This is a genomic window from Ornithinimicrobium cavernae (assembly GCF_003121625.1).
Classification (GTDB): domain Bacteria; phylum Actinomycetota; class Actinomycetes; order Actinomycetales; family Dermatophilaceae; genus Ornithinicoccus; species Ornithinicoccus cavernae.
Window position 1 is genome coordinate 69,314 of the sequence record NZ_QDDJ01000020.1, and the last position, 20,747, is coordinate 90,060.

19 protein-coding genes are annotated in these 20,747 nt (G+C 68.9%); 14 read left to right on the plus strand and 5 right to left on the minus strand.

Going from position 1 to position 20,747, the window contains the following annotated elements; all coding sequences use genetic code 11:
- Window positions 1-159: 159 nt before the first annotated feature.
- From DA085_RS19560 to DA085_RS19605, 10 genes are all read left to right on the plus strand, one after another.
- Window positions 160-2,334: a malate synthase G gene (locus DA085_RS19560; RefSeq protein WP_109474676.1), complete on the plus strand. Its 2,175-nt coding sequence runs from the start codon at window positions 160-162 to the stop codon at window positions 2,332-2,334.
- Between the two features lie 308 nt (window positions 2,335-2,642).
- Window positions 2,643-2,987 (plus strand): carboxymuconolactone decarboxylase family protein, encoded by a 345-nt coding sequence (locus DA085_RS19565; protein WP_109474677.1) that lies wholly within the window; start codon window positions 2,643-2,645, stop codon window positions 2,985-2,987.
- Between the two features lie 11 nt (window positions 2,988-2,998).
- Window positions 2,999-4,213, plus strand: a complete 1,215-nt coding sequence (locus tag DA085_RS19570; RefSeq protein WP_109474678.1) for a CaiB/BaiF CoA transferase family protein — start codon at window positions 2,999-3,001, stop codon at window positions 4,211-4,213.
- Complete coding sequence (locus tag DA085_RS19575) at window positions 4,210-4,935, plus strand: enoyl-CoA hydratase-related protein (protein WP_109474679.1); 726 nt, start codon at window positions 4,210-4,212, stop codon at window positions 4,933-4,935. The genes DA085_RS19570 and DA085_RS19575 overlap by 4 nt, the downstream gene beginning before the upstream one ends.
- A 92-nt stretch (window positions 4,936-5,027) precedes the next feature.
- Window positions 5,028-6,008, plus strand: a complete 981-nt coding sequence (locus tag DA085_RS19580; protein WP_109474680.1) for a Bug family tripartite tricarboxylate transporter substrate binding protein — start codon at window positions 5,028-5,030, stop codon at window positions 6,006-6,008.
- 55 nt (window positions 6,009-6,063) lie between these two features.
- Entirely contained in the window at window positions 6,064-6,510 is a 447-nt protein-coding gene (locus DA085_RS19585) for a tripartite tricarboxylate transporter TctB family protein (RefSeq protein WP_161958583.1), read from the plus strand.
- Between the two features lie 15 nt (window positions 6,511-6,525).
- Window positions 6,526-8,043 (plus strand): tripartite tricarboxylate transporter permease, encoded by a 1,518-nt coding sequence (locus tag DA085_RS19590; protein WP_109474682.1) that lies wholly within the window; start codon window positions 6,526-6,528, stop codon window positions 8,041-8,043.
- A 78-nt stretch (window positions 8,044-8,121) separates the two neighbouring features.
- Window positions 8,122-9,381 (plus strand): hypothetical protein, encoded by a 1,260-nt coding sequence (locus DA085_RS21055; protein WP_154402263.1) that lies wholly within the window; start codon window positions 8,122-8,124, stop codon window positions 9,379-9,381.
- Between the two features lie 103 nt (window positions 9,382-9,484).
- Window positions 9,485-10,099 carry a TetR/AcrR family transcriptional regulator gene (locus tag DA085_RS19600; RefSeq protein WP_161958584.1) on the plus strand — a complete coding sequence of 205 codons (615 nt, stop codon included), beginning with the start codon at window positions 9,485-9,487 and terminating at the stop codon, window positions 10,097-10,099.
- A gap of 90 nt (window positions 10,100-10,189) precedes the next feature.
- A complete protein-coding gene (locus DA085_RS19605) occupies window positions 10,190-10,465 on the plus strand; it encodes a hypothetical protein (protein ID WP_109474685.1) in 276 nt (91 codons plus the stop codon).
- Between the two features lie 84 nt (window positions 10,466-10,549).
- On the opposite strand, the gene DA085_RS21060 is transcribed toward DA085_RS19605, so the two are convergent.
- The 4 genes from DA085_RS21060 to DA085_RS19620 form a co-directional block, all read right to left on the minus strand.
- Entirely contained in the window at window positions 10,550-10,708 is a 159-nt protein-coding gene (locus DA085_RS21060) for a hypothetical protein (protein WP_154402264.1), read from the minus strand.
- Window positions 10,709-11,128: 420 nt separating this feature from the next.
- The gene (locus DA085_RS19610) at window positions 11,129-11,812 is read right to left on the minus strand and encodes a GntR family transcriptional regulator (protein ID WP_109474686.1); all 684 of its coding nucleotides are present in this window, start codon (window positions 11,810-11,812) and stop codon (window positions 11,129-11,131) included.
- A gap of 40 nt (window positions 11,813-11,852) precedes the next feature.
- Entirely contained in the window at window positions 11,853-12,797 is a 945-nt protein-coding gene (locus DA085_RS19615) for a beta/alpha barrel domain-containing protein (RefSeq protein WP_109474687.1), read from the minus strand.
- Window positions 12,794-14,023, minus strand: a complete 1,230-nt coding sequence (locus DA085_RS19620; protein WP_237565625.1) for a CaiB/BaiF CoA transferase family protein — start codon at window positions 14,021-14,023, stop codon at window positions 12,794-12,796. The genes DA085_RS19615 and DA085_RS19620 overlap by 4 nt, the downstream gene beginning before the upstream one ends.
- Before the next feature lie 237 nt (window positions 14,024-14,260).
- Between DA085_RS19620 and DA085_RS19625 the strand changes: the two genes are divergently transcribed.
- From DA085_RS19625 to DA085_RS19640, 4 genes are read left to right on the plus strand one after another with little or no spacing between them, the layout of a single operon-like run.
- Window positions 14,261-16,342, plus strand: a complete 2,082-nt coding sequence (locus tag DA085_RS19625; protein ID WP_109474689.1) for a hydantoinase/oxoprolinase family protein — start codon at window positions 14,261-14,263, stop codon at window positions 16,340-16,342.
- A 3-nt stretch (window positions 16,343-16,345) separates the two neighbouring features.
- Window positions 16,346-18,217, plus strand: a complete 1,872-nt coding sequence (locus tag DA085_RS19630; protein ID WP_109474690.1) for a hydantoinase B/oxoprolinase family protein — start codon at window positions 16,346-16,348, stop codon at window positions 18,215-18,217.
- A complete protein-coding gene (locus DA085_RS19635; protein ID WP_109474691.1) occupies window positions 18,214-18,840 on the plus strand; it encodes an isochorismatase family protein in 627 nt (208 codons plus the stop codon). Before DA085_RS19630 ends, DA085_RS19635 begins: the two co-directional genes overlap by 4 nt.
- Window positions 18,841-18,871: 31 nt before the next feature.
- Window positions 18,872-19,297 carry a nuclear transport factor 2 family protein gene (locus DA085_RS19640; RefSeq protein WP_161958585.1) on the plus strand — a complete coding sequence of 142 codons (426 nt, stop codon included), beginning with the start codon at window positions 18,872-18,874 and terminating at the stop codon, window positions 19,295-19,297.
- 36 nt (window positions 19,298-19,333) lie between these two features.
- On the opposite strand, the gene DA085_RS19645 is transcribed toward DA085_RS19640, so the two are convergent.
- Window positions 19,334-20,626 carry a hypothetical protein gene (locus DA085_RS19645; protein ID WP_202619335.1) on the minus strand — a complete coding sequence of 431 codons (1,293 nt, stop codon included), beginning with the start codon at window positions 20,624-20,626 and terminating at the stop codon, window positions 19,334-19,336.
- Between the last annotated feature and the right edge of the window lie 121 nt (window positions 20,627-20,747).

Consider the following 20,747-nt stretch of genomic DNA (forward strand, 5'->3'; position numbering starts at 1 on the left):
ACACCGTGGCCAAAGGTTGCTCCCAGCCTCTCCCTCCGAGGATGTCAGTCCCGTCAGGTGGTGCCTCGACGTTGCTGCCGGCCGCGTCACGTCCCATGGGCTCGGAACGCCCTGGCGGGTAGGTTGACGGTGGATGTCGGACCGGGCAAGGAGCGAGCGATGAGCACACACGTCAGAGTGGGATCCCTCCGGGTGGCTGAGTGCTTGCACCGTTTCGTGGTGGAGGAGGCTCTGCCGGGGTCGGGTGTGGAGGCGGGGAGGTTCTGGGCGGGGTTGGAGTCGGCGGTGGTTGACCTGTCACCGCGGATCCGGTCGGTGCTGGCCAGGCGGGAGGAGCTGCAGGAGGCGATCGACGCCTACCACCGGCAGGGCCCGGGGCCGGTGGATCCGGTGGGGTATGAGGCGTTCCTGCGCTCGATCGGTTATCTGGTCGAGGAGCCGGCGGACTTCACGGTCACCACCGAGGGGGTCGATGTCGAGGTGGGCACCCAGTGCGGCCCGCAGCTGGTCGTGCCGTTGCTGAACGCGCGGTTCGCGCTCAACGCGGTGAACGCCCGGTGGGGCTCGTTGTATGACGCGCTCTACGGCACGGACGTGATCGCCGAGGACGGCGGCAAGGAGAAGGGGGCGGCCTACAACCCGACGCGCGGTGCGGAGGTGGTCCGCCGCGGCCGGGAGTTCCTGGACCAGCACTTCCCCCTGGTGAGCGGTTCGCACGCCGGTGCCACGGCGTACCGGGTGGATGACGACGGCCTGGCCGTGGCCCTGGAGGGAGAGGACGTCGCCCGGTTGGCCGACCCCAGCCAGCTGGTGGGGTTCCGGGGTGAGCGGGGCGCACCGGAGGCGGTGGTGCTCGTCCACCACGAGCTGCACGTCGAGATCCAGCTGGACCGCCAGGACCCGGTCGGGTCCACCGACCCGGCCGGGGTCAAGGACCTCGTGGTGGAGGCCGCGCTGTCCACGATCATGGACCTGGAGGACTCGGTCGCGGCGGTCGACGCGGCGGACAAGGTGCTCGGTTACCGCAACTGGTTGGGGCTGATGCGCGGCACGCTGACCGAGGAGGTCACCAAGGCCGGGGTCAGCTTCACCCGGACGATGGCCCCGGACCGTGCCGTGAGCACCGTCGGGGGCGAGGAGGTGGTCCTGCCCGGCCGGTCGCTGCTGTTCATCCGCCAGGTGGGCCACCTGATGAGCACCGACGCCGTCCTGGACGCCGACGGACAACCGGTCAGCGAGGGCCTGCTGGATGCGTTCCTGACCGGGCTGGGCAGCGCCCACGACGTGCGTGGACACACGCAGCGTCCCAACTCCCGCAGCGGCGCGGTGTATGTCGTCAAGCCCAAGCTGCACGGCCCCGAGGAGGTGGCGCTGACCTGTGAGATCTTCGCCCGTGTCGAGGACGCCCTGGGGCTGGCGCCGTTGACGATCAAGGTCGGCATCATGGACGAGGAGCGGCGCACCTCGGTCAACCTCAAGGCCTGCCTGTCCGCGGCCCGGGACCGGGTGGCGTTCATCAACACCGGCTTCCTGGACCGCACCGGCGACGAGATCCACACCTCGATGGAGGCGGGCCCGGTCGTCCGCAAGAACGACATGAGGGCCCAGCGGTGGATCAGCGCCTACGAGGACGCCAACGTCGACACCGGCCTGGCCTGCGGGCTGCCCGGTCGCGCGCAGATCGGCAAGGGCATGTGGGCCGCGCCGGACAACCTGGCCGACATGCTCGAGCAGAAGGTCGCCCACCCCCGCGCCGGGGCCAACACCGCCTGGGTACCCTCACCCACCGCCGCGACCCTGCACGCCCTGCACTACCACCAGGTCAACGTCAAGACCCGCCAGGACGAGCTCGCCGGCCAGGCCCGCACCAGCCTGACCGACCTGCTCACCCTCCCCCTGGGCGACCCCGCGGACTGGTCCGCCCAGGACCGGCAGGACGAGATCGACAACAACGTCCAGGGCGTCCTGGGCTACGTCGTGCGCTGGGTCGACGCCGGCGTCGGCTGCTCCAAGGTCCCCGACCTGGCCGGCACCCCCCTCATGGAGGACCGCGCCACCTGCCGCATCTCCTCCCAACACCTGGCCAACTGGATCCGACACGGCATCATCACCACCGAGCAGGTCGAACAGGCCCTGCGCCGGGTAGCCGCCCTCGTCGACGAACAGAACGCCGACGACCCCGACTATGTCCCGATGGCGCCCGCCCTCGACGGACACGCCTTCAACGCCGCGCGCGACCTGATCCTGCAGGGCACCACGCAACCGTCGGGCTACACCGAACCGATCCTGCACCACCACCGTGCCGCCGCCAAGGCCGGGACCGGCTCGAAGTGAGCGCCCTGCGCGACTGACCTGACGTCACCTGTGCTGCTGCTCGGGCACCGAGGCCTGCACCGGGCCATCACGCCGGTGGCCTACCTGCACTGCCACCTCTAGCGCCTCGCTCCCGGCCGGTCGCCTGCTCTCCTGCCTGCTTCCTCGAGGGTCGCAGGCCGCATGACGGTCCCCTTTGGGTCGGAGACAGGTCCCAATGAGATGGCCGGAAGCCCTTGACAGCGACAGGGCTCCGCGACAACACTGTCCGTCACTGAACAGAACGGTCTGTCCAGTTTCGTGTCAATGACGATCTCAGGAGACCTTGCATGAGCTACGCCCACCCTCACGACCACACGTTCAACCGGCAGCTGCGCGGTGGTGCGAAGGAGGCGGTCGACGCCTTTGTCGCCTTCGACAAGGCGGTGTTCGCCGAGCGAGAGGGCGGGCTCGATGTCAGGACGCGAGAGCTGATCGCGATCGGTGTGGCGGCCACGACCCAGTGCCCCTACTGCATGGATGCCCACACCAAGGCAGCTCTCGCGGCCGGTGCCACGGAGTCTGACGTCGCGGAGGCTGTGATGGTGGCCGCTGCCCTGCGGGCGGGTGCCGCGTACACGCACGGCTGGCTCGCGATGAAGCTGGTCGACGGGCACTCGTCCGCCGACTCCTGAGAGTCAGTTCGATGCAGCCACTGACCGGGGTCCGCGTCCTGGACTTTAGCCACTTCATCGCCGGGCCCTACTGCTCGCAGACCCTTGCCGACCACGGGGCCGATGTCATCAAGGTGGAGCCGCTCGAGGGCGAGGCCTCGCGCCACGCTGAGCCGCAGTACCGCGGCGAGAGCCTGTACTTCGCGACGATGAACCGCAACAAGCGCAGTCTGGCGATCGACCTCAAGCACCCTGAGGCCACATTGGTGCTGGACCGTCTCGTGGAGAGCGCAGACGTGCTGATCACCAACTACGCCGTGGGTGTCCCGGAGCGCCTGAACATCGGCTATGAGCGGCTGGCTGCTCTCAACCCGCGACTCGTCATGGTCCACATCACGGGCTACGGCCTCACGGGTCCCCGGAGCCAGGATGCGGCCTTCGACGGGGTGGTGCAGGCCCTGAGCGGCATCGCTCATCTCACGGGCGAGCGCGACGGTGCTCCACTCAAGGCGGGTGTCTTCGCGGCGGACTATGTCGCGGCCTTCAACGGAGTGATTGCGGCGCTGCTGGGCCTGCAGGCGCGGGAACGCTCAGGACAGGGACAGCTGATGGACGTCAGCATGCTCGACGCCATGTCCTCGATGCTCCTGACGACGATGTCGGAGGTCGAGCTGCTGGGACACAACCCGTCGCGGAACGGCAGCAGGAGCAAGAACGTCTTCTCGACAACCTTCCCCACAGCTGACGGCTACGTCTATATCGCGGCACTCACTGCGCGCCAGTGGGCGAGCTTTGCTGCCCTGACCGGCGACCTCCGCCTGACCGCTCCGGGGAACAGGTACGAGACGGTCCAGGGCCGCCTCGAGAGCTACGCAGAGCTCGAGGACATCGTCACGGCCTGGACCAGGACCATGACGACCCAGCAGCTCACGGACCTGCTCGACGAGGAGCGAATCCCCAGTGGCGAGGTGAACTCGATCGACGACGTCCTCAGCAACGAGCAGCTGAACGCGCGGGACATGATCCTCCGCCTCCCGCTGCTGCAGGGGCAGGACGTGGTCATGCCCGGCAAGACCATCAAGAGCACCGGTGCCGCGTCCGAGCACACACGAGCCCCGGGACTGGGTGAGCACTCGAGTGCCCTCCTCACCGAGGTGGGTCTGGACGCAGACCACATCACCGCCCTGCTCGAGCGGAACGTCATCGGGCAGCTCGACCGCCAGCGTCAAACGGAAGGCTCACTGTGACCGACTACCTGTCCGACCTCACGCACTTTCGCGTGGAACAGGTCAGCCCACACGTCCTGCACGCGGTCTTCAGTAGTCCGCCACTGAATGCGTTCACGACCGGGTGCTACACCGAACTGAGCGCGATCGTCCGCGAGGTGAACAGCAATGAGGCCATCGCTGCCCTCGCCGTCACCTCGGACCAGAAGCACTTCTCCGCCGGCGCCGACCGCAACCAGCTGAAGCGGGACGCCGAGGCCGGTGCCAGGCACGTCGCCGAGCGGCGCCTGGCCCTCAACGCCGCCTGGGGCGACTTCCGGAACTGCACCGCACCCATCGTGGTCGGGGTGAACGGCGGTGCCGTAGGAATCGGCGCCGCCCTGGCGGCGTGCGCCGATGTGATCATCGCGGCCGAGGACGCCTTCTTCTCCATCCCCGAGATCGACATCGGCCTGGTCGGGGGAGCGAAGGCCCTCACCCGGATCCTCCCGCCGGCGACGGTCCGGGTCATGGCGCTGACCGGGTCCCGACTGCCGGCCGAGCAGCTGTGCCTGCTCGGCGCGGTGCACAAGGTCGTCGACCGTGACCAGCTCACGGCAGAGGTCCTGGCTATGGCGACGGCAATTGGTGAGAAGGGTTCTCCGGTCGCGCGCCAGTGGAGGCAGGCCTTCAAACTCACCGAAAGCATGGCTGTCCCCGACGGAGTCATGGTGGAGTCGGCATTAAACCAGGCGCTGAACTGAGAGCGCGAACCCCGGCATGGTGGTGATTTCTGAATCTGCCAAAAAGCACTTTCCCAGCACATTGCACAGTCATCGTACAAAGGAGTACCAGAATGAAGAAGATTACAGCTCTTGTCGCTGGCGCGGCACTGTTCCTCACCGCCTGCGGAGGCACGTCCGGTAGTGGTGCAAGCGGGGAGGATGCCGCCGACTTCCCCAGCCAGAACATCACCCTCTATGTTCCGTATGCGCCGGGCGGGGCGACGGACCGCACCTCCAGGATCCTCGCTGAGGCGGTCGAGGGCCACCTCCCTGGTGAGTCCAGCATCGTCGTCGAGAACCGCGCGGGTGGCGGCTCCGTCGTGGGGCTGAGCGCGCTGTGGAATGCCAAGCCGGACGGCTACACGATCGGCGTCACGATGGAGACGGGTGTCGCGACAAAGCCCAACACTGAGCAGGTGACCTATGAGTACGCCGGCTTCGAGGAGATCGCACTCCTGGTGCAGTCACCGCAGATCCTCATCGTCGCCGCCGATGCTCCGTGGGCGGACTTCGACGAGTGGGTCGAGTACGTCCGTGCCAACCCGGGCAAGTACAAGTATGGCCACTCGGGAATCGGCTCGATCGGACACCTGACCATGGAGGCCCTCTCGGCCGAGCTGGACCTGGACATCGTCGGCGTCCCGTTTGGAGGAGGCGGCGAGTCCAAGCAGGCCCTCCTCTCCGGTCAGACCGAGGGAGACATCGGCAGCACGGCCGACATCGATCCCTCCCTCAACCGCGGGCTCGTGAACCTGGGGGAGACGATCCCGGGCACGGAGGACATCCCCGTCCTCGCCGACTTCGGTGTCTCCACCGGCGTCGTGCCCTGGATCGGCCTGCTGGCTCCGCCCGAGACCCCGGAGCCGGTCGTCGACGCCCTCAACGCGGCGTTCAAGAGCGCTCTGGAGGACCCGGCGACAGTGGAAAAGCTCGAGGCGCTGGACCTGGCCCCCTACTACCACGACGGGGACGAGTTCGAGGCCATCATCGAGCAGCGCTACGAAGAGATCGGCGCCATCACGGACGAGCTCGGCCTCAGCGTCGACAAGTAGGCACGCCCAGTGCGCGACCACGGGATTTCCTCCCATGCGGAGAGAGGTGACACACATGCTCGCTAAGACAGTCGATGCGCTCGGATGCCTGGTCCTCATCGGTCTGGGAGCCTGGTACTACTCGACGGCAACACAGTTCCAGGACGTCGGTGACGGGTCGACACCGAGTGCCGGGTACTACCCCAAGATCCTGGCGGTTGCCCTGATCCTCCTCGCCGTGGTCGCGCTCGCCATGGTGCTCAAGAGACCCGCTCCTCCTCCGCTGGTCGACAGCCAGCGGGTGAAGCTGGCAGGCACTGTGGTGCTGACCGTGCTCTTCGTCGCCCTGTGGCAGGCGACTGGGCTCTTCTATCCGGCCGTCGCCCTCTACGTGTTCGGGTCGCTCCTGCTCTACCAGGCCTCCTACTCGCCGAAGGCCCTCTTGACCGGCGTGGTGTTCGCAGCAGCCACCGCTGCCAGCGTGTACGTGGTCTTCGAAGTCCTCCTGCAGATTCGCCTCTAGGAAGCAGGCACACCTATGACTGACGCATTCGCCTTCGTCGCGACGGAGCTGCTCACCGTCGACGTCCTGCTCGCCATCTTCTTCGGGTCGTTCGTCGGCATGCTCATCGGGGCGCTGCCCGGGCTGGGCGCCGTCCTGGCGATGGTCCTGATGCTGCCGCTGACCTTCACGATGGACCCGATGGCCGGCATCCTGCTCCTCCTCGCCACCTACCAGGGAGCCGAGTACGGAGGCTCGATCTCTGCGGTCGTGCTCGGCATCCCTGGGACACCAGCGGCCCTCGTGACGGTCTTCGACGGTGCAGCCATGGCGCGCGAGGGGAACCCCGGGAAAGCGCTCGGCTACTCGCTGGTCGCCTCGACCGTCGGCGGCCTCGTCAGTGGGCTGCTGCTGCTGGGTCTGAGTGTGCCCATCGTCCAGTTCGCCCTGTTGCTCGGAGATCCCGAGTTCTTCCTGATCGCGCTGATCGGCCTGCTGGCAGTGGGCTCGCTCAGCTCCGAGGACGTGGTCAAGAGCTTCATCGCCGTCGTGCTCGGGCTGATGGCGGGCACCGTGGGGCTGGACACGATCACCGGCGAGGCGCGCTTCACCCTGGGGCGCGCGGAGCTGATGGAGGGGCTGGGGCTGGTTGCTCTGATGGCGGGCATGTTCGGTGTGGCCGAGCTGCTGTCCCTGGTGTCGAAGAAGGCGAGCGGCCAGGCCTATGTCACCTCGAGAAAGGGACTGCGCACCTCCCTGACCTGGAGAGAGATCCGGTCAGTCGGGCGATCCATCACGCTCGGGTCGGGCATCGGCTCCCTGGTGGGCGTGATCCCGGGCATGGGGGCGGGGCCGTCCTCGTGGTTCGCCTACAGCGCCGCCAAGAAGTGGTCGAAGTCGCCGCAGACCTTCGGCAAGGGGAACCCCGACGGGATCGCCGCGCCGGAGGCGGCCAACAACGCCACGGTGGGTGGGGCAATGATTCCCCTGCTGTCACTGGGGATCCCCGGTTCGCCGTCCGTGGCAATCATCATGGGAGCCTTCATCATCCACGGGTTGCAGCCTGGTCCTGGACTGTTCGAGGCCGAGCCCACCCTGGTCTACGGGATCATCTACGGCTTCCTGCTCACCTCGGTCGCCATGTTCATCGTGGGCAAGCTGCTCACCACGGGCTTTGCGCGGATCCTGACGGTGTCGAACGCCTACCTGATCCCTCTCGTGATGGTGTCGATCATCGTCGGGACCTTCGCCTCCCGCTACCTGTTCTTCGACCTGTGGATCGCCCTGGCGGCGGGTGTGGTCACAGCCCTGGCTGTGAAGCTGCGCTACTCCGTGGCGGCGTTCATCCTGGCCTTCATCCTCGGACCGATCGCGGAGGTGAGCCTGCGGCGCACGCTCGTGCTCTCTGACGGGAGCTTCTCCGTCTTCCTGACCCGCCCCCTGTCGCTGGCCCTCGTCATCCTCATCGCCGTCATCCTGGCCCTGATCGCGTACTCCGTGATCCGACGCGCCACGAAGCCACGCGCGGAGGTCGACGTGATGACGACTGTCTAGTCCGGCCGTGAGGACCGTGCCGGGCGCCTGCCGGACCCCTGGGGGCCTCTCGTGCACGTGTGGCTGAATGGCATTGTCGTGTCCGCACTGGTGTCCCTGGTGTACCCGTGGTTCAGTCTGGTCGGTGGTGCCTTCGCTGCCGGCAGCATGATTCTGGCCCTGCGGATGATCAGCGGCGCGCTCCGCTGGGTCTGCCTGACGCTCCTCGCAGCTGGAGGGCTCGGATACGGGGCGGCCTGGCTGCTCGGCGCACCGTGGGACCTGGCTGCTGTGTTGTCCCTGAACCAGTGGCTGATCGCGATGCTTGTCGGGCTGACCTTCCTGCGACTCCTGCCTCTCCCGGCCCGCGGCGCGGCGAGGCGCCCCACGGGCGTGCGGGCCATGGCAGAGACGATGCTGGCTGCGCATCTGATCGGGTCCGTGGTCAACATCGCCGCGGTGAGTCTCGTGGGGCACGGACTCCGGCGCCACCCCCTGTCGCGGGGTGACGGGTCCTTGGTGGGCTTCGCTTTCGCCCTGTCGGCATTCTGGTCACCGATCTGGGTCGGCTACGCGGCGGTGGCAGCCTATGCACCGTCCGCGCAGATGTGGCTGGTGTCCCTGTTCGGCCTCGGTCTCGCCGTGATGTCACTCGGGCTGCTGCTCGTCGGCCTCCACCGGGCCGAGCCGACCGCCTGGGGTGCCTTCTCCGGGTTCGCTCTGTCGATGGATTCGCTGCGGTTCCCGGCGCTGCTCATGGGGCTGGTGCTCGTGCTGAGGGTCCTGCTGGACGGTCCGTCGATCGTCCTGCTCGTCCTGGTCGCGGCCCTGTGCCTGTCCGTGCTGGCCCTCGGCCTGAGGCACGGGCGCTCGGCGGGTCCCCTGTTGACCCGCCACCTCAAGCACGGTGTGACGCGGATCGCCGGGGAGGTGGCCGTGTTTGCCTCCGCCGGCTTCTTTGGTGGCGGAGTGGGGCTGCTTCTGTCCACGGTCGAGGGCCCGGACTGGCAGCTCGGGCAGAGCACCGGCGTGTGGCTGGCCTGGGCGGGTCCGGTCCTCATGGTCGGCCTGGCCGTCCTGGGAGTCCATCCTCTCGTCTCGCTGGTCATGTTCGCGTCCGCGGCGCTTCCGATGGGACTCGACCCGACCCTCTTTGCCATGGCCGGCGTCATCGGCTGGGGCGCGTCACTGCCGGCCAACCCCCTGTCCGGCCTGAACCTGCTCCTCGGAGGTGCATTCGGTGTCAATGTGAGGGAGATGGTTCCGATGAATGTGCTGTGGAGTGGCGCTATTGTGTTGTTGTCGCTGCCCCTGCTCATGGCTTTTGAGGCAGCAGTGCAGGGATTTGGTCAGGGTTAGCAGGCGAGCCATATACCTGCGGCACGAGACGTTCTCTGCGATCCTATTCGGGGTGAACGAAACTAATTCGGGTTGTTTTTACGTGGGACTGGGAGGTCTTTCCATGAGTGAGGGTCGCGGCGCGGGGAACAAGGCAACGGGACCCCGGAGGCGGGCAGGGGCGAGTCGGGCCCGGATCCTCGACGTGGCCGACCAGTTGTTCTACGCCGACGGCGTGGGGAACATCGGGATCGATCGGATCATCGCGGAGTCCGACGTGGCCAAGGCGACGCTGTACAGCAACTTCGGCAGCAAGGAGGGACTGGTCGACGCCTACCTGGCGGCTCGCCACGAGATCACCGAGCGCAAGATCGAGGACCTCAAGAAGTCGGAGACGGACGACCGCGGCCGGCTGAAGGGCTTCTTTGAGTTCCTCGGAGAGCTGACGCACGAGGACGCGTTCCGCGGGTGTGCGTTCGTCCTTGCAGCCGCCGACTCCGGCCAGAAGGGCGTCGCGTGGGAGTGGGCGCAACGTCACAAGAAGATGGTTCGAGACTTCTTCATGGACATGCTGGCCAGCCTCGTGCCCGAGGACGACGTCCTCGACGTGAGCTGGAAACTGACGATTCTCTACGAGGGCGCGCTGCTCACCGCAGGCCTACACAAGGATTCTGAGGCCGCACGGCGGGCGTATGAGGTGGCGCGCCTTCTGATGGGGGAGAGCGAGGTTCGCGACTGACGGGGCTCTGCCCGAAGGGCTCCGGCCCGGCGCGAGGAGGCCGCCAATGACGTGGCAACCTGCACCTTGGTCCAGGTTTACCGTGGAGGCATGGAGACCCTGTTCACCACGGATGCGTGCACGATGCCGACCACGGAGCGGCCGCTACGGCTGGCGGAGTTCGATGCCCTGTTCGCCGCGGCTGTCCGCAGCGTGGAGCGCCGAGACACGGGGGTCCGACTGCACCTCTCGGGCGCGGACGGCCTGGCAGATCTGGTGCGGGACCTGACTGAGCGGGAGGCCTCGTGCTGCTCGTTCTTCACCTTCACGATCGACGGCAGCGACCAGGCCCTCACCCTCGACGTCTCGGTGGCGCCGGCCCGCTAGGAGATCCTTGACGCTCTGGCCGAGCGTGCCCGGGAACTCTCACCATGAGACTCCGGATCAGTGATGTCGCGCAGGCGGCCGGGATCAGTCGGGAGACCGGTCGGCGGCCCACGAGGTCGGGACTCCGGACTCCAGTCGCGCGCTCGAGACAAGCTTGTCGAGGTCGAGGAGCGCATCGCTGATCTCGAGGTGATCCGGGACAACCTCCGTGCGGCGCTCGACGCTGGCTGCGACGACCTGCACACGTGCGAGAGCAGTGACTGCTGCCCCCTGCCCTTTGTCGAGATCACCACCAGAGCGTGAGCGCGGACGTCAGGGGCCGCACAACGGGCGGGATCGGCTGACGGCCGCTGCGACGCAAACCACCGGCTGCAGAACCGGCGCGGAAGGGCGCCCCGGGGGTGCGGAAGGGGTCCGGTGACCGGCGTCCCGTCGCCACATGGACTGGCAGGTGGGACAATTTGCGGGGCCGTTGAGCACGAGCGACGTCGCAAATCGCGCGAACTGCCAGTCCGTCTGCAGGTTCCCGCTCACCGGAGGCGTCGTCACACGGCGCGCTCGGTCGGGTCGAAACGCGCCACGCCGCGCGCTCATCGCACCAAGCGCGCCCGACTCAGCGGCCAGCCACCCCCTTGGCTGCCCCAGGGGTCCGCAAGGCCCGGATCAGTCGTCCGGCGTCCCAGGGTGCCCGGTGACGTGCCGTGTGGACAGGATGTGCGAGCGCATCACGGCCTCGGCCCACTCACCGTCCCCGGCCCGCGCCGCCTCGACAAGCTGCTGGTGCGCCTGCATGGACCGCTCCAGGGAGCGGGGGTCGTACTGGCGGAAGGTGCGCGTCACGATGGCCGGGCGGAACAGGGCCTGCAGCGCGATCGCCAGGTGACGGTTGCCGCAGCGTTCGACGAAGATCGCGTGGAAGGCGTTGTTGAGGCCGGTGAGCTCGGCCGGGTCGTGCCCGCCGGCGACGATCGCCTGCATCCGCGCGTCGAGGTCCTCGAGCTCGGCCAGGTCCTCCTCGCCGAGCCGGGGAACGGCCAGCCGGCACGCGACCGGTTCGAACTGTGCCCGCAGCTCGTAGAGCGCCGCGGTGTCCTCCGCGGTGAACGACACCACCTGGGCGCCCTTGTTGGGTGTGGTGTCGACCAGCCCCTCGGCCGACAGTCGCTTGAGCGCGTCGCGCACCGGGGTCCGGCTCACTCCCAGCTGACGCGCCAGCGCCTGCTCGAAGAGGCGCTCTCCGGCGGCGAACTCGCCCTCGGAGATCCGGGTGAGCAGCTCGGCATACACCCGGTCGGAGACGTCACCGGTGGCCGGCTCTCCCGCCTCGCCCGCTCGCTCCTGCGCCATGCTCACCCCTCGGTGTGTCGGTCGGGCCGGTGCCCGACGGTCAGTCCGGCCAGCGGGCGCCGGCCAGGTCTGCCCGGCTCCCACCGCGCGTCACGAACGACGTGGACGGTATGCCGGTCAGCTCCACGCTGCGTTCTACCACAGTCAGGTAGGCCGCGAGGTCCACGCCGGTGCGGACGCCCAGGCTGTCGCAGAGGTGGATGAGGTCCTCCAGGGGCGCGTTGCCCAGCACCGTCGGGTCGCCGGGGAACCACAGGTCGCCGCCGAGTCCGGCGAAGGAGCCCTCGAGCCAGCTCGCACCGGCGGTGAGGGCAGCCAGCGCGTTGGCGGGGGCGAACCCGTTGCGGTTGTGCAGGTGCACGCCGACCTCCAACGCCGGGTGCCTGGACAGTGTCTCGGTCACCCCGGCGAACACCTCACCCGGGTGTTCCTGCCCCGAGGTCAGCGCGAGGTAGACCCCGGCAGCCCCGGCGTCCACGGCCGCGTCGACCACCCTGTCGCGCTCCTGAGCGGGCACGGCACCACGGGCGGGCGCGAAGAAGGAGCACGCGACAGCCACGACCAGCCGGGCGCCGGAGGATCGGACGACACGAGCCACCTCGGGGAGCTCGGCCAGGAGGTCAGCGGTGCCACGCCGCTGGTTGCGCCGGCTCACCTCGTCGTCGGCGGAGATCACCACGACCACCTCGTCCAGCCCGCACTCGGCCGCCCGCTCGGCTCCCCGCAGGTTGGGCGCGAGTCCGCGGTAGCGGACGCCCGGCGGGCGGGGCACCGCGGCCATCACCGCGGCGGCGTCGGCCAGCTGGGGGAGCACCTTCGGGTGGGCGAAGGACACCGCCTCGATCTCCGTGACACCGGCGTCGATGAGCAGGCGCACCAGCGCGACCTTGTCCTCGGTCCGGAGCGGGACCGGCACGGCCTGCAGTCCGTCGCGGAGCCCGACCTCCACCAACCGGACGGACTCGGGCAGGGCGAGTGTCGTCATACGAGCCCCCGCTCTCTCAGGGTGGCCAGCTGCGCGCCGTCGATGCCCACCTCCGCGAGCACCTCCTCGGTGTGCTGCCCGAGCTCCGGGCCGGGCCAGCGGACGGTGCCCGTCGTGCGGGACAACCGGGGGAAGACGTTCTGCATCTGCACCTCGCCCAGGACCGGGTGGGGCACCTGCGTGATCGACCCGCGTGCGGCGAAGTGGGGGTCGGCGAGCATCTCGACCGGGCGGAAGATCTTGCCGACCGGGACGGAGTGCTCGATCAGCAGCTCCTCCAGCTCGTCGGCGCCCAGGGTCGCCGTGAACCCGGCGACGAGGTCGTCCAGCTCCGCCTGCCGCTCGCCGCGGGCCACGTGGGTGGCGTAGCGCTCGTCCGTGGCCAGCTCAGGACGGCCCATGGCGGCGGCGAGCCGGGCGAAGACGGTGTCCTGGTTGGCCGCGATGAGGACCCAGGTGCCGTCCCTGGTCGGGTAGACGTTGCTGGGGGCGATGTTGGGCAGCACCGCCCCGGTCCGCTCGCGCTGGTAGCCGGTCAGCTGCCACTCGGGCACCAGCGACTCCATCACCCCCAGGACGGCCTCGTAGATGGCCGAGTCCACGACCTGACCGCGGCCGCTGACATCCCGTTCCCGCAGGGCGGCGAGCGCGCCGATCGTGGCGAACATCGCCGCGAGGGTGTCGCCGATCGAGATGCCCATCCGGGACGGCGGGGTGGTCGGGTCGCCGACGACGTAGCGCAGGCCGCCCATCGCCTCGCCGATCGCGCCGTAACCCGGCCGTGCGGCATACGGCCCGTCCTGACCGAACCCCGAGACGCGGACCATGATGAGACCGGGGTTGAGCTCCCGCAGGGTGTCGTAGCCCAGGCCCCAGCGCTCGAGGGTGCCGGGCCGGAAGTTCTCCACGAGCACGTCGGCACCGGCGACCAGCTGGCGGGCGATGTCCTGGCCCTCCGGCTCCCGCAAGTTGACGGTGACCGACTTCTTGTTGCGCCCCACGATCGACCACCACAGCGACTGGTCCTTCGGCCGCTGACGGCCCCACTGGCGCAACGGGTCACCTCTGCCGGGATCCTCGATCTTCACCACGTCGGCCCCCAGGTCGCCGAGCAGCTGACCGCAGAACGGACCGGCCAGGAGCTGACCGACCTCGACCACCCGCAGGCCCTGCAGCGGGCCCCCGTCGGGTCGGTCGGTGTGCTGCGGATCGGACGGTCCGGTCACGGTCATCGCTCCTGGGTCGGCGGTCGGGTCGGTGCGCGGCGAAGGGCCACACCCTGCCATGTTGCATGCAATCTTGCAGAGTTTGACCGACATCTCAACTGTGGTCAGGGGGTTAGTAGGAAAGATTGCATGCAGAACCCTTGACGGGTGGTCGGGTCCGTGCCATCGTGGGCCCCACCGCAACCCGTGACACGACGACGTCATCCCGGCGCCCCGGCGCTCCCCTCAGGAGGATCTATGACCTTTCGGCTCGGCGTGGACGTCGGGGGCACCTTCACCGACATCCTGCTCATCAACGAAGACACCGGCGAGTCGTTCCGGGGGAAGACCTCCTCGACGCCGGAGGACCAGTCCGTCGGGGTGCTGAGGGGGATCGAGCAGGTATGCCGCACGGCCGGCATCGGGACCGACCAGGTCCGGGCGGTGCTGCACGGCACGACCGTGGCGACGAACGCGATCCTGGAGAAGAAGGGCGCCCGCGTGGGGCTGGTGACCACGCGGGGGTTCCGGCAGATCCTGCAGATCGCGCGCTCGTTCGTCCCGGGTGGGCTCGCCGGGTGGATCATCTGGCCCAAGCCCGAGCCGCTCGCCGCGCTCGAGGACACCGTCGAGGTCACCGAGCGGATCGGCAGCGACGGTCAGGTGGTCCTCGAGCTGGACGAGGACGACGTGCGCACCCAGCTGGCCAGGCTGCGCGACCAGGGCATCCAGGCGCTCAGCATCAGCTTCATCAACGCCTACGCCAACGACCGGCACGAGGTCCGGGTCGCCGAGATCGCCGCCGAGGTGCTGGGGGACATCCCGGTGTCCCGGTCCTCGGCGGTGCTCCCCGAGCTGCGTGAGTACGAACGCACCCTCACCACCGTCGCCAACGCCTACGTGCAGGGCCAGGTGTCGCGCTACGTCGGCAACCTGGAGCGCCAGCTGCACGGATCGGGCCTGGACGCCGACCTGTCCATCCTGCGCAGCGACGGCGGGCTCGTCTCCGCGGGCATCGCTGCCGACAGCCCCGTCTCACTGCTGCTCTCCGGCCCCGCGGGAGGCGTCACGGGCGCCGCCTGGGTGGCCGAGCAGGCAGGGGTCGAGAACATCCTGACCTTCGACATGGGCGGCACCTCCACCGACGTCGCGCTGATCCAGGGCCTGACGCCGCGCGTCGGCCGGGAGACAACGGTCGGCGACCTGACCGTCCGAGCGACGTCCCTGGACGTGCGCACCGTGGGTGCCGGCGGCGGCTCGATCGCCCACGTCCCACAGCTCACCCAGGCACTGCGCGTCGGCCCCCAGTCGGCCGGCGCGGTCCCCGGCCCCGCGTCATACGGCCAGGGAGGCACCGAGCCCACGGTGACCGATGCCGACGTCGTGCTGGGCTATCTGCCGCCGCAACTGGCCGGCGGTGAGATCACCCTCGACGTCGAGGCCGCGCACGCCGCGGTGAAGTCGATCGCCGAGGCGACCGGGCTGCCCTCCGTGCACGCCGCGGCCGAGGGCATCTACGACATCGTCAACGAGAACATCTTCGGAGCCCTCAAGCTGGTCTCCACCCAGCAGGGGTTCGACCCCCGCGACTTCGCCCTGATGGCCTTCGGTGGGGCGGGTCCGTTGCACGCCAACGCGCTCGGCATCCTCACCGGTGCCTGGCCGGTCATCATCCCGCCGTCGCCCGGCGTGCTCGCCGCCTACGGTGACGCCACCACGAGCATGCGGGACGAGGCCGTCCAGACCCTGATCCGCCGGTTCGGGGAGCTGACCGACGCCGAGCTGCGCGACCTGCTCCACGGCCTGGCCGGCACCGCCCGGCAGTCGCTGCTGGAGGCCGGGCTGCCCGAGGAGGACCTGACCGTCACCTACGCGGTGGACCTGCGCTACCACGGGCAGGGCTTCGAGATCCCGGTCACGGTCGACGCGGTCGACCTCGAGGGCGCCGCCCTCGACGTGCTGCGCAAGGCCTTCGACGCCGAGCACGACCGGCTGTTCAACTTCCTGCTCACCAACGAGCACGAGCTGGTGACCGCCCGTGCCACGGTGAGCGGTCCCCGGCCCGAGATGGCCCCGACCGTGCTCGCCGAGGGAGGGGAGGACCCGTCCGCCGCGGCCCGCCGGACCCACGAGCTGTGGGTCGAGGGCCAGGAGGTCGAGGCCACCATCTACGACCGGCACAAGCTGCTCGCCGGCAACGTGGTGACCGGTCCGGCCGTCGTGGCCGAGATGGACTCCACCACCCTCGTGCTGCCCGGGCACGCCGCCACCGTGCACCCCAGTGGCAGCCTCCTCATCCGCCCCATCGACGCCCCCGCCGACTCCGGTTCGAAGGACTGACCCATGGCCGACCTGCTCCAGACCGCGACCGAGCCCCTCCGCACGGTCGACGTCGACGTCATCACCCTCGACCTCATCGAGAACGGGTTGCGCAGCGCCCGCTACGAGATGGACGAGGTGCTCTTCCGCACTGCCCTGTCGCCCGGCATCCGGGAGCAGCACGACGAGTTCCCCCTGATCGGGGACCCGGAGGGGAAGATGGTGGTCGGCCAGTTCGGACTGTCGATCCCCGACTTCCTCGACAACTTCGAGGGCACCATCGAGGAGGGGGACGTGCTCATGACGTCCGACCCCTACTCCTGCGGCGCCGCGATCAGCCACGCCAACGACTGGCTCGTCGTCATGCCGATCTACTACGAGGGTCGGATCGTGGGCTGGGCCTCGCAGTTCGGGCACATGTCGGACGTGGGTGGCAAGACGCCCGCCTCGATGCCCACCGACGCCCGGACCATCTTCGAGGAGGGCGTGGTCATCCCGCCCTTCAAGCTCTACAAGAAGGGTGTCCTCGACGAGGACGCGCTGCGGATCATCCTCAACCAGGTCCGCAAACCGGACTGGAACCGTGCCGACCTCAACGGGATCGTGGCGGCCTGCCGCACCGCCTCGCGGCGGGTGCAGGAGATGTGTGCCCGGTTCGGTGCCGACACCTACACCTCCGCGCTGGACGCCCTGCTCGACCGGAACTACCGGGCCATGAAGACGCTGCTCGCGCTGGTCTTCGAGGAGGGCAAGCCTCTGTCGTTCACCGACTACATCGACGACGACGGACGCGGGAACGGCCCGTTCGAGCTCACCATGACGATCACCCGCACCGGCGACAAGGTGCTCATCGACCTCGCCGGCAGCAGCCCGCAGGCCGAGGGCCCGATCAACTACTACATCAACGAGAACCTCATCCGGATGTTCTTCGGGATCTACATGATCACGGTGGCCGACCCGCAGATCCTGTGGAACGACGGCTACTACCCGCTGGTCGACGTCAACATCCCGGAGGAGTCCTTCTGGAAGCCGAAGTACCCCGCGGCGCTCAACGGCCGCAACCACGGGATCGGCCGGTTGTTCGACCTGTTCGGCGGACTGCTCGGTCAGTCCAACCCGGACCTGCTCAACGGCGCCGGCTTCTCCTCCTCGCCGCACTTCATGTACTCCGGCAACTACTCCGAGGGCGAGCGGAAGGGCGACTGGTTCCAGCTGTACTCCATCGGCTTCGGCGGCATCCCGGGCCGTCCGGTCGGCGACGGCCCGGACGGACACTCGCTGTGGCCCTCCTTCGTCAACATCCCCTGCGAGTACCTGGAGTCCTACTACCCGCTGCGGATCGACCGCTGGGAGACCGTCACCGACACCGGCGGTGCCGGCCTGCACCGCGGCGGCAACGGGGTCGACGTGTCCTACCGGTTCCTGGAGCCCGGCACCATCGCGATCCACGACGACCGCTGGCTGACCTACCCCTGGGGCGTCCTGGGCGGTGAGCCCGGCGCCCGCGGCACCAAGTGGATCGAGCGGGCCGACGGCACCAGGGAGGTCCTGCCCAGCAAGGTCCATGACGTGGACGTGGCGCGCGACGACGTCCTGCACTTCGTCACCTGGGGTGGTGGCGGCTGGGGCGACCCCCTCGAGAGGGAGGTCGACCTGGTGGCGCTGGAGGTCAGGCGCGGCCTCATCTCGGCCGAGGGCGCCCGGCGCTACGGCGTGGTCTGCGACGAGGCGGGCACCGTGGACGCGCAGGCCACCGAGGCGCTGCGCGCCGAGGTGCGGTCCGGGCGCGACGGTGAGCGGCCGCTCTTCGACAAGGGGCCGGACCTCGAGACGATCCTGGCCAACGCGCTGGAGGAGACCGGCCTCCCGGCGCCGACCGCGCCGAAGCCGCTGTGAGAGACGTGCCCTTCGCGGAAGGGTTCGCCGGCTCGCTGTCCCCGGGCACCCGCCCCGCGGTGCTCGTCGTCGACATGATGCGGGCCTACTTCGACCCAGGCAGCCCGTTCTGCCTGCCAGACGACCGGTGCGTCCACGCCGCTGCGGAGGTGCTGGCCGCTGCGCGGGCGGTGGGCGTGCCGGTCCTGCACACCCTCGTCCGCTACGGTCCGGACGGCGTGGACGGTGGCGTCTTCGTCCGGAAGGTCCCGGCCCTGCGGCTCCTCATCGGCGAGTCCCCGCTGGGTGAGCCGATGACCCCCGTGGCGCCCCTGCCGGGGGAGCCGGCCGTGGTCAAGCAGTACGCCAGCGCCTTCTTCGGCACCAGCCTGGCCTCGACCCTCCAGTCACTGCGGGTCGACACCGTGGTGATCCTCGGCGTCAGCACCAGCGGGTGCATCCGGGCCACCGCCGTCGACGCGCTCCAGCACGGGTTCGTCCCCCTCGTCGTGCGCGAGGCGGTGGGGGACCGCGAGCCGGCCGTGCACGATGCCTCCCTCTACGACCTGCAGGCGAAGTATGCCGAGGTCGTCTCGCTCACCGACACCACGGCATACCTGTCCGGTCTCGGCACCACCACCTGACCCACGCACGTCCCTCACCCGAAGGAGCACCATGAGCACTCCCATCCTGCCCACCACCGCGACGGGCGCGATCACCTCCGGCTACCTGATCGACATGGTCGAGTACTACTTCGCCGCCGTCGACCGCAACGACCTCGACGCCGTGCTGTCCTGCTTCCACGAGGACGCCATCGTGACCATCCAGTCGGCCCACTCACCGCACGAGGGGCGCGACTCGGGGATCCGGCAGATGTATGTCGAGCTCTTCGAGAACTACCGGAATCACATGCGGCACATCCACTTCCGGCACGTCGCCGACCCGGAGAACAACCGGGTGGCCAGCCAGTTCAGCGTCGAGCTGACCGACAACGAGGGCACCGACATCTCCCTCACGAACGCCAACTTCTTCTACCTGGAGGACGGCCTGTTCCGCCGGGTGTTCATCTACATGAGCGACGGGGTCAACGTCCTCAACTGAGTTGCACACGACCTGAACAGGGCCGCGCCGAGCGTCCTAGTGCCAGAGGTCGTGGTGCGTGCGGTGAGTTGACAGGTAGCCCTTGTCGGTCAGCACCGTGTCGTAGTAGTCCAGGTCGATGTGCTGGGCCTGCAGGTAGTTCATGATCCACACCGTGGGCACCGTGCCGGGGAACTTGCCGAAGGTCTCGTCGATGTACGTGGCCTGCAGGGTGAGCAGGTCCTTGAACTGCTGCGTGTGCGGAGCGGCCTGGGAGCGCACGCTCCTGCTGTCCGCCCATGGGCCGGGTGTGTCCGGGTGGAACGGGCCTCCTGGGCCGAACTTGCGCTCGGTGAAGGCCTCGACGGCCTCGCCCATCGAGGGGAAGTGGGGGCGGCAGTAGGCCTCGAAGACGCCCTCGCGCCCGGTGGCGTTCGCGAAGGGCCAGCGCTCGTCCTCGTCGTAGCGGAGGAAGCCCAGCCCCGGCACCTCCGGGTTGCCCGAAGCGCCCAGCATCGTGAGTCGGTCGATGCCGTCGAACGACCAGCCGCCGAGCCCCATGCCGCCCAGCACCAGGTGTCCGTTGTAGGTGGAGGTCATCAGCTCGGCGCTGGCCTCGGTGATCGAGTACTGCTCGACGAACGACAGCGGGAACGGTTCGGCATGGCGCAGGAGGTCGGTGAACCTGTCCTGGCCGGGGATCTCGCGACCGTTGATGTCGTCATAGATGCCGTAGCCGTTCTGGATGAAGAAGGCCAGGTTCGCCAGGAGGTGCTGGGCAATGTCGGCGACCGGGATCACGAGGAGTGACCCGGGGTGGTTGGCGATCCAGGTGTTGTGACCCTCAAGGTAGGGCTCCTCGCGCGGGATCCAGATGCGCTCGTCGGACAGCTGGGTGGCCCGGTTGAGCACGGCGTTGAGCCGTTGCTCGGTGAATCCCTCGCCCTCGACGAAATCCACCTCGGGGTGGGCGTCGCGGGTCGGCAGGAAGTAGGTGCCGGACTCGTCGGTGAAGAAGAACTCGACGATCTCGAACCCTGCCGCGGAGGGGAAGGTCCTGCCACCGGCCCCGCCGCTGTAGTTCGGTAGCGCTGGTGCGTACCCCGGATGGTGGGTGATGCCGTGGTGCCACCCGGTAACTCCCGTGGTGGTGGCCAGCACGATGGCCCGCTCCAGGTCGCTCAGTGGCATCGGCTCGTGCCTGCTCTTGTAGGCCAACGGCCCGGCCGGTACGTGGCCACCGAGAGGGAACCGGCGGGAGCGGCGCCCATGGATGGCGTCGAGGAGGGGGAACTGGGCCAGCCCTTCCAGGGCGCGCTGGTGTTCGGGTCCGATCGCGACAGGCTGCACGACTGCTCACTTCCTGCTCAGGGGAGGGTGCGTGTGAGAGCACCCGGTGACATAACGCTCTCTAGGGGACTGTCAAACTAACATTGATGCTTGCTGCTCAGGCCGTGGGGGGCTCCGCCCC

What these genes read in the sequence shown, in the direction of transcription:
- DA085_RS19640 (WP_161958585.1), top strand. Translation starts at nt 18,872, where the DNA reads ATGAGCACTCCCATCCTGCCCACCACCGCGACGGGCGCGATCACCTCC.
- DA085_RS19565 (WP_109474677.1), top strand. Translation starts at nt 2,643, where the DNA reads ATGAGCTACGCCCACCCTCACGACCACACGTTCAACCGGCAGCTGCGC.
- DA085_RS19600 (WP_161958584.1), top strand. Translation starts at nt 9,485, where the DNA reads ATGAGTGAGGGTCGCGGCGCGGGGAACAAGGCAACGGGACCCCGGAGG.
- DA085_RS19590 (WP_109474682.1), top strand. Translation starts at nt 6,526, where the DNA reads ATGACTGACGCATTCGCCTTCGTCGCGACGGAGCTGCTCACCGTCGAC.
- DA085_RS19610 (WP_109474686.1), bottom strand. Translation starts at nt 11,812, where the DNA reads ATGGCGCAGGAGCGAGCGGGCGAGGCGGGAGAGCCGGCCACCGGTGAC.
- DA085_RS19560 (WP_109474676.1), top strand. Translation starts at nt 160, where the DNA reads ATGAGCACACACGTCAGAGTGGGATCCCTCCGGGTGGCTGAGTGCTTG.
- DA085_RS19630 (WP_109474690.1), top strand. Translation starts at nt 16,346, where the DNA reads ATGGCCGACCTGCTCCAGACCGCGACCGAGCCCCTCCGCACGGTCGAC.
- DA085_RS19605 (WP_109474685.1), top strand. Translation starts at nt 10,190, where the DNA reads ATGGAGACCCTGTTCACCACGGATGCGTGCACGATGCCGACCACGGAG.
- DA085_RS19580 (WP_109474680.1), top strand. Translation starts at nt 5,028, where the DNA reads ATGAAGAAGATTACAGCTCTTGTCGCTGGCGCGGCACTGTTCCTCACC.
- DA085_RS19585 (WP_161958583.1), top strand. Translation starts at nt 6,064, where the DNA reads ATGCTCGCTAAGACAGTCGATGCGCTCGGATGCCTGGTCCTCATCGGT.
- DA085_RS19625 (WP_109474689.1), top strand. Translation starts at nt 14,261, where the DNA reads ATGACCTTTCGGCTCGGCGTGGACGTCGGGGGCACCTTCACCGACATC.
- DA085_RS19570 (WP_109474678.1), top strand. Translation starts at nt 2,999, where the DNA reads ATGCAGCCACTGACCGGGGTCCGCGTCCTGGACTTTAGCCACTTCATC.
- DA085_RS19615 (WP_109474687.1), bottom strand. Translation starts at nt 12,797, where the DNA reads ATGACGACACTCGCCCTGCCCGAGTCCGTCCGGTTGGTGGAGGTCGGG.